Source organism: Paenibacillus silvestris (assembly GCF_009882985.1).
GTDB lineage: Bacteria > Bacillota > Bacilli > Paenibacillales > NBRC-103111 > Paenibacillus_E > Paenibacillus_E silvestris.
The window spans coordinates 1,173,378-1,185,455 of sequence record NZ_WTUZ01000010.1 but is presented as its reverse complement, the minus strand read 5'-3'; the positions used below and the strand labels follow the sequence as shown (position 1 = coordinate 1,185,455).

Here is a 12,078-nt window from a genome sequence, read left to right as displayed (position 1 = left end):
GTCCAGCGTGGGAACCTATCGCAAGATGTCTAATACAGTTGTCGGCTTGTTATTTCTGGCGCCAGCCTTGCTATTTTTTGTCCTCTTTATTGGCGAACCGGTTGTCGCTACTCTTTATTTAAGCTTTACGAAATACAATGTGATTACGCCAGCCAAATGGATCGGTTTTGACAATATCAAGCATTTATTTTCAGATGATCGCCTGTGGCTAACGTATGGGAATACGCTCAAGTATGTCCTGATTTTAACCCCTATGCACGCGATTCTTGGTCTATTAATTGCTCTAGCGGTGAATAGGAATATCGGCAAAGGGTGGAAATACTTGTACCGCACAATTTTCTATTTCCCGGTACTTGCGACTTCTGCTGCTGTTGCGGTCGCCTGGCAGTTCATTTTCAGCAAGGATTTCGGTATATTGAATTACTTGTTAGGCAAATTTGGCGTCAGCCCAATTGCGTGGATGCAATCTCCCCACTGGGTATACGTGGCTGTAGCGATATATAGCTTTTGGAAATTTATCGGTAATGCGTTCCTGTATTACTTAATTGGACTTCAAAGCATACCTGCTGCATTATATGAAGCTGCTGAAATTGATGGAGCGAATAAGACACAGCGCTTTTTCTCTATCACACTGCCGATGCTATCGCCAACGATCTTCTTTGTCTTAGTGACAACTCTGATTGGTGCGACCCAGATCTTTGATGAGCCATACCTCATTACCTCAGGTGGACCAGGAGACGCTTCTCGTTCAGTGAATATGTATATCTATGAAGTAGCGTTCCAGCATCATGAGATGGGATACGCGTCTACCCTTTCGCTCAGCCTGTTCCTAATTATCCTGTGTGTGACGGTTTTTCAATTTTCCATTAGTAAGAAATGGGTCAACTATGACCGGGATTAAAAGAGGAGTTGATACAAGTGGAGGCTTCCAATCTTCAGGCAGCAGGGACTGGGCCAAAAATGGGCGCCATGCGGGGATTCAAGCCAGGCCGTATACTATTAGATGGCGTGCTGCTGCTCTTATCCTTTCTCATGCTGACCCCATTCCTATGGATATTCTCCACCTCGCTGCGCTTGCCCAAAGATTCGTTTTCGCTGCCGCCTGCCATCTTTCCAACAGCGTGGCATATTGGCAACTATGCAGAGGTGTTCGCCAAGGTACCGTTTTTCGATTTTATTTCCAACAGTATGAAAATTTGCTTAATCATCGTGCTTGGGCATATTTTCATCTCCAGCATGGCGGCTTTTGCCTTTTCTCGTATTGATTTTCCGGGACGCAACGCGCTATTTCTCATTTTTCTTTCCGGACTAATGATTCCGGGTCAAGTAACGATCATCCCGCAGTTTATCCTAATGTCGAAGCTGGGTCTCGTTGACACGCATCTGGCACTTATTTTACCAGGACTTATTAATCCGTTCGGTATTTTCATGATTCGGCAGACGATGATGTCGATATCCAGCGCATATGATGAAGCTGCCTATATGGATGGTGCCAGCCGTATCTGGGTGTTTCTTAAGGTTATTCTTCCTATGTCCTATCCAGCTGTAGCCGTGACTTCGGTTATTAGCTTCATCGGGCATTGGAATGATTTCTTCCGGCCGCTGATTTTTCTGAATTCATTTGAGAAAATGACACTGCCGATTGGTATGACGGCATTAACCGGAGCGTTTGGTACCGGGAACCTTTCTGCCATCCTAGCTGGAGTAACCTTGTCGCTCATCGTGCCGCTGCTTTTTTACATTTTTGGACAAAAATATTTGCTTGATGGTATTACGGCCGGCGGACTTAAAATGTAAGTGGGCCAGAAGGATTTATGTTGACAATCATAAGGAGTTTGAGGAGGCCGTCATATGAGTGCGAATCAGTCAAATGAACAGTTTGGAATGGAGAAAAATTTTGTGTACCAAGGTGCCAAAACGAGTCAAATCTCGTTTCCACTTGGTGGTATCGGGACGGGCAGTATTGGTCTGGCTGGTAATGGGCGGCTGATCGATTGGGAGATTTTCAATCGTCCGAATAAGCTGAGCTTTAACGGATTTTCCTTTTTTGCTGTAAAAGCGGAGCGTCAAGGCGAGGTGATCTTGACCAAAGTATTGAACGGGGATCTGCAGGCGCCTTATACCGGTGAAGGAAAAGGGAAATTTGAAGGCTACGGCTACGGCCCTAGACGTGAGAATATGTCTGGATTCCCGCATTTTAAGAACACGTCGTTTCGTGGTGAATTTCCGTTTGCGGAGCTGACATTTGATGATCAAGAGGATCCCATCCATGTCAAGTTGACAGCCTTCAATCCGTTCATTCCGCTGAACGATCGGGATTCGTCGATCCCGTGTGCCATTTTCGAGTATGAAGTAACGAACCGCTCTGCGGATGAATTAGATCTCAGTGTGGTAGGGAACCTGACGAATCCTCTGCACAAAGGAGCTATGAACGAAGCCACCGAAATAGATGGGCGAAGAGCGATTCGGATGTCCTCTGTGCAGTACAAGGAAGATGAAGCGGACTTCGGGGATTTAACGCTGCTTGCCGATCATGATGACGTGAGTTATCAAACGTATTGGTTCCGTGGGAGCTGGTTCGATAATTTGACCGTATTCTGGAAAGATTTTCGCCGCCCAGGCCGCTTTCAGGAACGAAATTACGAAGCGTCAAGTGAGCTGGATCCGAGAAGAGTGCATGAAAAGCACCAAGATGTCGGTTTACTAAGTGGGCACCGAACCGTACCTCCTGGCGGTAAAGCAACGTTTCGTTTCATCCTAACATGGAGTTTCCCGAATTATGTTAATTTCTGGAATCCAGGCGGCGACCAGTTGCCTTCATGGAAAAATTATTATTCGACACTATTTCAGGATTCTACGGATACGGCTAAATACGTGATGACTAACTACGAGCGATTGCATGCGGAGTCGCGAATGTTTAAGGATACGTTATTCGGATCTACCTTGCCTGATACGGTTGTTGATGCTATTAGCAGCAATATTTCTATTTTAAAATCTCCTACTGTCCTGCGTTTAACGGATGGGACCTTGTACGGGTTTGAGGGTGTACATACGAATGAAGGTTCATGCGAAGGTTCTTGCACACACGTATGGAATTACGAGCAAGCGACGGCTTTCTTGTTCCCGGCTCTGGCACGTTCGATGAGGAAGATCGACTATACCTATGCCCAGTTTGAAAATGGAAAAATGGCATTCCGCCTCATGCTGCCAGCGGAACGAACAACTCGCGATAACAAGTTCAGAGCTGCTGCCGATGGTCAAATGGGCGGCATCATAAAGTCATTTCGCGAATGGAAAGTATCCGGCGATACAGAGTGGCTGCGCTCTCTGTGGCCTAACATTCGCAAAGCACTTGAGTTTGCCTGGGAGCCAACCAACGAAGACCAATGGGATGCCGACAAGGACGGCGTCATGGAAGGGAGGCAGCACCATACGCTCGATATGGAGTTGTTCGGCCCGAATTCCTGGCTGACGAGCATGTATTTGGCTGCTTTGAAGGCTGCAGCTGAGATGGCTAATGCATTAGGGGAGCCAGAGACAGCGGCGGAGTACGATGCGATCAGGGCTAAAGGCTCGGCATGGACGAATGAGCATTTGTTTAATGGGCGTTATTTTCATCAACTAGTTGATCTCAAAGATCGTACGGTGCTCGAAAAGTATGGTGCGGAAACCGTGTATTGGAATGAAGAGGCAGGTGAGCATAAATATCAAATCGGTGAGGGCTGCGGCATTGATCAGGTGCTCGGACAGTGGTTTGCTCATCTGGTTGGCATAGGGTACGTACTGGATTCTGAGAAAGTGAAGCGTGCGGTTCAATCCATTTATGAGAACAATTTCATTGAAAATTTAGGCGATCATCCGAATGCTTGCCGAATTTATGGGTTAAATGACGAGTCCGGTCTCGTCATCTGCTCTTGGCCGGATGCGAACTCTCCGATTGTACCTGTTCCCTACGCGGAAGAGTGCATGAATGGCTTCGAATATCAGGCTGCTTGCCATATGATTTATGAGGGCTATGTAACGGAAGGGCTTCGTGTGGTGAAGGCAATTCGCGACCGGTACGACGGTGAACGCCGTAATCCGTGGAATGAATTCGAATGCGGCAGCAATTATGCGCGCTCGATGGCTTCCTTCGGATTACTGCTTGCGCTAAGCGGTTTTGAGTATGATATGGTGCAAGGACATATTGGCTTTAGTCCGAAATGGCAGGAAGACGAATTCCGCAGTTTCTGGAGCTTGAACGACGGTTGGGGTGAGTTCCGCAGCAAGGTTGGACAGCTGGAACTGGAGGTTAAGATGGGGACGCTGACGTTATCCAGTTTCGGCAGCGAATTGTTGAAAGGGCGCGACATTCAAAGCGTCTCGCTTGGTGGAGACGAGGTCGCCCTCGTTCGATCAGAGGGGAAAGTATTATTTAAAGAAAAGATCACTCTTGATCCAGCGAAGCCCCTTATCGTAAAGTTTTAGTATCAAGGAAGGTGATTCGTCTATGGAAGCCAATGAAGTTATTCAAACGGCCGTAGAGCAGCTGCAAAAAGTTGAAGGAATCGCTGCTATTGTATTAGGCGGTTCACGTGCCTGCGGCACCGAAACATCGGAGTCCGATATTGACATCGGCGTGTACTATCGCGAAGAACAGCCGATTGACCTTGCAGCTTTGGAGAAAGCTGCAAGGTCGCTCGATGATCAGCACCGCAGCGGACTGATTACGCCAATAGGCGGCTGGGGTCCGTGGATCAATGGCGGCGGTTGGCTTAGCAGCGGTGGCTTTCCCTTGGATGTGCTGTATCGGGATACCGCGAAAGTGTCAGGCATCATCGAGGATTGCCGGCAGGGACGGATCGATATCCACTATCAACCAGGTCATCCGCATGGCTTCTGCACATCGATCTACATGGGAGAAGTCGCGCGCTGCCGGCCGCTCTGGGATCCGGATGGCCTCGTTGCTGAAATGAAAGCAAAGACATCTCCGTATCCGGATGCGCTGCGGCAAGCGACGATCTCGAAATTCATGTGGGAAGCGGATTTCTCTGTAGCTAACGCTAAAAAAGCTTTGGGGCGTAACGATGTTTCTTACGCAGCGGGGCATCTATTTCGAACCGTAAGCTGTTTGGTTCAAGTATTGTTCGCGTGCAATGGGCAGTATTTGCTGAACGAGAAAGGGGCTGTCGCGCAGTGCAGTCATTTTGCAGCAGCTCCTGCTGATTTCGAGAAGCGAATCCAGGAGGGCTTCGCTTGGCTGACGGCAGATCGCTCGGATTTAACGAAGGCGATTGCTGCTTTTGCGGCGCTTGTTGGCGAGGTTCAGGCGATTGCTGTTTAGGGATGTTTATGAGGTGGAACTATAGGCCGCTATTCCTCAGAAAGGCACAGTGGATTACCTTGTACTTAACGCCAATTACTCCTGCTAATTTCTTGAATTGTTCCGATTATTACCAAATAACTGGATTTTCTACCGCTAATTTCACCAATTAAGCACGTTTTCTTCCAGCTGCAGAACATTTAACTGGAGTTCCTACCGCTATTTCGCTCCCAGCGACCATGCAGCTTAGAATAACGGTAGCTTTTCCATCTATTCGATCTAAAGCTGTCCACGATGAATCGAAAACCACTCAGTTCCTTAGTTTGAAGCCTTAGAATTTGTTACTGGTGGGCGAGGTGGTAGTTGGTTGTATTGGTGAATAGTAAAGCAGCTAGCTTGAAGCCTGACGGAGTTTAATCCGTCAGGCTTTTTATTGATTCTCTAAGAAATTTTTCCCGGATTTCCCTGCTTAAAATTTCATTAACAAAAGGGTTTTGACCTTAGGCGAATTCATGTAAAATATACGTAGAATTAGAGAGTTAGAGAGCAACTATAAGGAGAGATTCAGAATGGCAGCATTGGATATTAAAATTGATGATTTAACCGGTCCAGAGGTACAAGCATTAATTCTCGAGCATCTGAAAGGGATGTCAGAGCTTTCACCACCAGAAAGCATGCATGCCCTGAATATTGATGGGCTCAAATCACCCAAAGTCACATTTTGGAGTGCATGGGATCAGGGACAATTAGCTGGGTGTGGTGCTATGAAGGAACTTGACTCCGAACACGGTGAGATAAAATCGATGCGAACTTCATCCGCCCATCTAAGAAAAGGGGTTGCCAAACAGCTTCTAGAACACATTATTGAGGAAGCCAAGCAACGTGGCTATCAGCGAATAAGTCTGGAAACAGGCTCCATGGAAGCTTTCGAACCTGCAAGAAGACTCTATGAGAAATCCGGGTTTGCCTATTGCCAGCCATTTGCGGATTATGCGGAAGACCCGCTTAGTTCATTTATGACATTGAAATTATAATAAAAAGGCTGCTGGTCCAATAGGGGCCAAGCAGCCTTTTCTTATGTGCCATATATGAGGCTGTTTAAGGTGTTTTCGAATAAACGAAAAATCCGCTTCTTTTTTCCCAACCCGCAGCCGCCCAGAATGAATGGCCAAGCTCATTATTTTCGAGTACAAAAATATGACATTTCTCAATGCCTATTTCTCTTAATTGAGCCAAACTAAGCTCTACGAGCCGATGCCCAATCCTTTGCTTTCGGTGTTCAGGACTTACTGCTAAGTGATAGATAAACCCTCTTCTGCCATCATGTCCCGCTAAAATAGTTCCAACGATCCTGCTATCCGCTTCGCAAACGAAACAAAATCCTTGATTTCGATTCAGGTAGCTCTGGATATTAGGCTTGGAATCAGCCTCACTTAGTACAAGACCTTCAATCTGACTCCAGAGTATAAAGGCTTGTTCATAATCTTCAATTGTCATTTCCCTCATAGTGGACATGGGTGAATTCTCCTTAGGATGTACAAGTTTTATTCCATCCTATCATACGCATTGAAATCTAGACCATTAGTTGTTATGATGAATTTATAGAAGCAACTGTGTGTGACTGGCGGAACATGGGGAACCATGAGGGAGCACATAGATAATCAGCCGTACGCCTGGGCAGAGGTAAGGGATATCCCTTACCTCTTTGCGTTTCCAATTTACTCAAAAGGGATGATCAACATGTCAGCAGAAACAGTAATCTTGGATGGTAATCGAGTCGCAGACGCCATAAAGGAATCGTTGCTCAGCAGAGTAGCCAATATGGCCGAAAAAGGAATCGTTCCTTGTTTAGCAACTGTGCTAGTCGGTGACGACCCTGCTTCAGCCACTTACGTACGGATGAAAGGAAATGCCTGCAAGCGTCTCGGCATCCAATCTATTCGCGTCGTTCTTCCTGAGCACACGACGACAGAGGAGTTAATTGCGGCAATTAACAAGCTGAATGATGATGAAAGCGTGCATGGCATTTTGTTGCAGCACCCCGTGCCGAAACAGATCGATGAGAGGGCTGCTTTTGAGGCGATTTCTATTGATAAAGATGTCGATGGAGTAACTACCTTGGGATTTGCTCAGAATGCTTTCGGCTTTGCTGAGTTTCCATCCTGCACGCCAGCGGCGATCATTGCTATTTTGGACTATTACCAAATTCCTGTAGAAGGTAAACACGCGGTTGTCATTGGAAGAAGTCCAATTCTTGGCAAACCTGTATCGTTGATGCTTTTAAATAAAAACGCAACCGTGACAACCTGCCACTCGAAAACGGCGAATTTGGCCGATATCGTGCGATTAGGGGATATTGTCGTAGCTGCAGTAGGTAAACCGCAATTTGTTCAGGGGGATTGGCTTAAATCAGGCGCAATTGTTTTGGATGCAGGATACAATCCTGGCAACATCGGGGATGTTGACTATGAGGCTTGTGAGAAGGTAGCTTCAGCCATTACACCGGTACCAGCCGGGGTTGGTCCAGTGACGATTGCCACTTTACTCAAACATACGGTCGATGCTGCAGAAAAAGTAGCAAGGAAATGATCAGATAAAAGCGCATGTGCCAGCACTTATGTAAACATCATATTTTCGCCAACATCTGGTAATACTAGAGGCCTAGAGTTAAGAGGTGAAAATAAATCATGCTGTTTAACATTATTGTGGGATTTGTAATCCCCTGGGTGTTTGGCATCTATTTGTATAGGAAGTCTCGAATTATTGTATTTCTCATAAGCCCAATTACGGTCACAATAGCCGGATTAATCAACGATACAGGGTATCATTTGAATTTCTGGGACTTCACACCATTTATTGAAAATGATGAAACACTATCGGCACTTCCGCTTGATTTAGGTCTTTATCCCGTGATGGCGGGTTATATGATTTATTGGATTAGAAAAAATAATCGGCATGTGCTTTTGAAAATAGGCTGCTTATGCCTGGCTACGACTGCGCTGGAATTCTTGGCATTTATTTTTGGCAAAGTAGAATACAGCAATCACTGGACTATAGGTTGGACCTTTGTCTCCTATATGCTGGCTTATAGCTTAGTTTATTTGTATTACAGGCTTTTGATAAGGTACGGCTATTTTAAATGAAAACTCTTAAGTGCTCTGCGGGCCTGTGGTCAGTATGAGTTGTTAAGAGTTTTTTTGTTGTTAGCTATTTAGGAATAATTTGGATCAACCTGCTAAAAATACTCCTGTAACACTTGAAGAGGAGGCACCTGATGAAAATTAAAACGATCGTAGTGAGCCTGTTGATTTCGCTCTTATGGTGTCATGTCGGATTTGCTGAACCCAAGCATTCCTTACAAGCTGCGTTTGTACGAGGCGGTGATTTGTGGATTAAAAAAGAGGATAAGGAGCTGCAAATCACTCTAAATCAAAAGGTAAGCGAGCCCAAATGGTCGTCAGATGGGAAGTTCATTGCCTACTCTCTTGCCCTCGGAGAACAGCAGCATGAGATATGGGTGTACAGCTTGGAGATGAAAAAACATAACCGTGTGTATCCAGGCGGTGACAATTTTCAGTGGGCTCCCGGTAGGAATGATCTTGCTTTTAAAATAGATGGCGTTTTGAATATCGCAAGGGTTACTCGTGAAAAAGTGGAACCCTTTAAGAACGTAACTCTCGGTGTGGATAACTACTCGTGGCTGCCTGATGGCAGTGGATTCCTGGTATCTTCGCCAGCCCAACTGCGGCCATCCGGGTGGACGAATGTTGAACTCTATATGGTTCCGTCGGACGCCAAAATGGACCCTGCTAAGAGTAAGCATTTCTATACGCTTCCTACGGAATCACCCAGCTTTTTTGCCGTCGGCACAAGCATCTTCAAGTGGTCAAATGATAAGAAATGGATCTCATTTACCGCGAATCCAACGGCATCTTTATCAGCTGACGGCAATGCCTTATGCGTATTGTCTGCGGATGGCAATCAGTTTCAGCAGATGGAAAACATGCTGCACTACCCGCAGTGGTTTGCATGGTCGCCTACGAAGGCAAGACTTGCTTATATTGCTGGGGAAGGCCGAATGGCCGTGCAGAATAAGCATTTGAAGCTCAAGGACCTGCCTGCTATGAAGCCAGCTTCCTTTACGCCGCTTGGATTCGCTGATCGCGATTTTACATGGGAAAATGACCGAATGATTATTGTTTCAAGGTCTAAGGAGTCCAAAGAGGATGGCGATTGGCCGCTTCCCGCTTTGTATCAGGTGAGCATTTCCAATAAAGAGCAAAGGCAGCTCACTCATCCACCGGAACAAAGCGGAGACTTCGGGCCGTACATTCTTAGAAAAAGTAATAAACTGACGTGGATCCGGTCCGATGGCAAACATGCGGAAGTGTGGAACTCGAACCCAGATGGAAGTTATGCGGAGATCTGCATCTCTCAGTTGGATGTAGGCGTTCCTTATTATGGATGGAGTAATTGGAGTACGGTTTTGGCTTGGTATGAGCCTCATCGTTAGTGGCAATTTCCATACAGCCCGTTCGCTATTCCAGCGTTCGGGTTGTTGTATTTTTGCGAGATTTAGAATAACATTAAACGATAAATGATCGTGTTAATCCTCATGAAAAGGAATCCCAGATGAACGAAATATCGCTTGATTTTCTAACGATTTTATTGCCATCCTATATGTTTTTTTATATGGCTATTTCTATGTATGCCCGGAATAAACAAAGCTTGGTGAACCGCGTAGCCTCGCTGCTCATGTTCTCTTTGCTCTTTTATTTTCTTGGGGAATATATCAAAACAGCGCTTTTCCCGCAGTATGAAAGCCTAATCGTACTCTATTGGAATGCCCCAATGCTGCTGTTGACAATCAGCAATCTTGTGCATCTTAGTGTGCTTGTTGCTGGTAAGACGAGTACGAAAATAAGACATTTTGTCATATGGATATACCTAACACCGCTGCTTTCATTGGCGATATTGCTGCTGCGCTTTGGTCCTCAGCATCTTTACCAGCCAAGGGTGGATGGGCCTAGTCCATTAAGTCCGCTTATGCTTGGTTTAGCGGTTTTTTTTGTTGGAAGTTATATCCTTTTGGCTGTGGGGATTTTGTTAATTGCCTGGCTGACTACCCAACATTTGAAACGAAAAAAAATGCTCGTGAGGCTTTTAGGGGGGTTACTATCCCTCTTTGGCTGGATTCTTATTGTGACTCTCCTCCTATCTCTAGCTTATATTACGAGTTCAGCTGCTATTGCTCTTTATTTTTCCGGAACTCTTCTGTGGGTTGTGTCGCTTAGAAGGCTCATTAGTAAATACGACTTTCTGCCCAGCTATCGCGACTTGTTTCACACCTTGTTCCAATCCGCTCCGACCGCTATTTTCCTGCTTGATAGGCAGGGGAATGTCAAAGAGATGAATCCGCGCGCGCAGGGTTTGCTTGGCTTATCAGGCAGTGGCAGGGGTCGTATCCATGTTATTTCAAGCCTGTTTTTTGACGATGATAGAAGCTTGGAAGTTAGATGGGATGAGCTTCTGATGAAGCAGACGAGCGAAATCAATTGGGAAATGAAACTGAAAGTTCATGATCAAGCCCAGTTAGATATGATTGTCAGCATAGAGAACATAGAAGGCGCTGAGGAGGGGATGGTTATCCTGAATTTGACGGATATTACCTCTCTGAAAGCTACGGAACGTCAATTGGTTGAATCCGAAAGGAAGTATCGTCATTTGGCCTATCATGATCCACTGACTGGTCTCTTGAATCGGGCAGCCGTGCAGGAACATGCGAATCGTAAAATAGCAGCAGGTGAGCCGTTCGCTCTCATATTGATAGATTTAGATAACTTTAAGACCGTGAACGATACGTATGGACATCTGATTGGCGACGACTATCTCAAGCATATTGCGGATTTATTGGAGCGGCATGCAAAGCCAGGAGATATTGCAGGAAGAATCGGCGGGGACGAATTTGTCCTGCTAATGCCTATCGATTTGGCTCAAATGTCAGTGTACGAGGAAGCGCATTCACGTTTGTTTCCGCTCTCGGTTAACCCTTTTCTTTTCAATCAAAAGATAATTCCGGTTTCTTTTAGTGCTGGGGTGAGTCTATTCGCTGACAACGCTTCGGATCTCACAGGTTTGTTGCAAAAGGCGGACGAAGCGATGTATGAGGTGAAGAGGAATGGGAAGAATGCGATTGCTGTTGCGGCTAATGGAGTGAGCAGAATGGCGTAGAGCGAAAGAGGCTGTCTCCCAAGGTAATTACCTTGAGAGCAGCCTTTTTTATGACTCACTTCCATGCCTTGTAAATATGGATGAATTTATAGTTCTTTAACACGGTGAAACTTTATGGTGGCAATCAAGTAATTGTTTACATAATTTTTATATGTTCAAGGAAAAGTCACAATTATCAAAGGGGAATTTGCTGCATTGTGAATTTTTTTTTGCCTATATGTATACAAGGTTGCAATTTCGCATCTATACGACAAGTCTGACATCGTCATGATTAGAATTGTTTGCTGTCACCTATGAGAGCGTTTCATTGAAAATAGAAAAGGGTTGTTTCATATCCATATAATCTATTAAGTACCATATTTATGTAGATAAATGTTCCGAAGCTGCTTCGGAATGATGTGTTAACGCACAAATTGGTGCGAGATTTTTGTTTCATTTTACAAAATCAACATGTTTCCTATGCTTCGATTGTATTGAAGGAGCTCTTATTAAGTCGTATAGTACCGTATTGTAAAAAGTCTAGTTAACGTTCTATACGATTGAAG

At 45.4% G+C, this 12,078-nt stretch carries 10 protein-coding genes and 1 riboswitch; of the genes, 9 read left to right on the top strand and 1 reads right to left on the bottom strand.

From position 1 onward, the window contains the following. Positions 1-25: 25 nt before the first annotated feature. The 5 genes from GQF01_RS08830 to GQF01_RS08810 all read left to right on the top strand — a co-directional run bounded on the left by GQF01_RS08830 (position 26) and on the right by GQF01_RS08810 (position 6,336). Entirely contained in the window at positions 26-901 is an 876-nt protein-coding gene (locus GQF01_RS08830) for a carbohydrate ABC transporter permease (protein ID WP_161406399.1), read from the top strand. A gap of 17 nt (positions 902-918) precedes the next feature. After that, entirely contained in the window at positions 919-1,797 is an 879-nt protein-coding gene (locus tag GQF01_RS36255; protein ID WP_161406398.1) for a carbohydrate ABC transporter permease, read from the top strand. 54 nt (positions 1,798-1,851) lie between these two features. Further along, positions 1,852-4,467, top strand: coding sequence for a GH116 family glycosyl-hydrolase (locus tag GQF01_RS08820; protein ID WP_161406397.1), 2,616 nt, complete (start codon positions 1,852-1,854; stop codon positions 4,465-4,467). 22 nt (positions 4,468-4,489) lie between these two features. Further along, positions 4,490-5,323 (top strand): nucleotidyltransferase domain-containing protein, encoded by an 834-nt coding sequence (locus GQF01_RS08815; RefSeq protein WP_161406396.1) that lies wholly within the window; start codon positions 4,490-4,492, stop codon positions 5,321-5,323. 557 nt (positions 5,324-5,880) lie between these two features. Next, on the top strand, positions 5,881-6,336 hold the full coding sequence (locus tag GQF01_RS08810) for a GNAT family N-acetyltransferase (protein WP_161406488.1): 456 nt from the start codon (positions 5,881-5,883) through the stop codon (positions 6,334-6,336). A 64-nt stretch (positions 6,337-6,400) separates the two neighbouring features. On the opposite strand, the gene GQF01_RS08805 is transcribed toward GQF01_RS08810, so the two are convergent. Further along, a complete protein-coding gene (locus GQF01_RS08805) occupies positions 6,401-6,817 on the bottom strand; it encodes a GNAT family N-acetyltransferase (RefSeq protein ID WP_161406395.1) in 417 nt (138 codons plus the stop codon). Between the two features lie 92 nt (positions 6,818-6,909). Beyond that, a riboswitch (ZMP/ZTP riboswitch) is annotated at positions 6,910-6,988 on the top strand. Between the two features lie 54 nt (positions 6,989-7,042). On the opposite strand from GQF01_RS08805, the gene GQF01_RS08800 reads away from it, so the two are divergent. The 4 genes from GQF01_RS08800 to GQF01_RS08785 all read left to right on the top strand — a co-directional run bounded on the left by GQF01_RS08800 (position 7,043) and on the right by GQF01_RS08785 (position 11,533). Continuing rightward, positions 7,043-7,891 (top strand): bifunctional 5,10-methylenetetrahydrofolate dehydrogenase/5,10-methenyltetrahydrofolate cyclohydrolase, encoded by an 849-nt coding sequence (locus tag GQF01_RS08800; RefSeq protein ID WP_161406394.1) that lies wholly within the window; start codon positions 7,043-7,045, stop codon positions 7,889-7,891. Positions 7,892-7,989: 98 nt separating this feature from the next. Next, complete coding sequence (locus GQF01_RS08795) at positions 7,990-8,445, top strand: CBO0543 family protein (protein WP_161406393.1); 456 nt, start codon at positions 7,990-7,992, stop codon at positions 8,443-8,445. Between the two features lie 131 nt (positions 8,446-8,576). Next, positions 8,577-9,815, top strand: coding sequence for a TolB family protein (locus tag GQF01_RS08790; protein ID WP_161406392.1), 1,239 nt, complete (start codon positions 8,577-8,579; stop codon positions 9,813-9,815). Between the two features lie 119 nt (positions 9,816-9,934). Continuing rightward, a complete protein-coding gene (locus GQF01_RS08785) occupies positions 9,935-11,533 on the top strand; it encodes a GGDEF domain-containing protein (RefSeq protein ID WP_161406391.1) in 1,599 nt (532 codons plus the stop codon). Positions 11,534-12,078 lie beyond the last annotated feature (545 nt).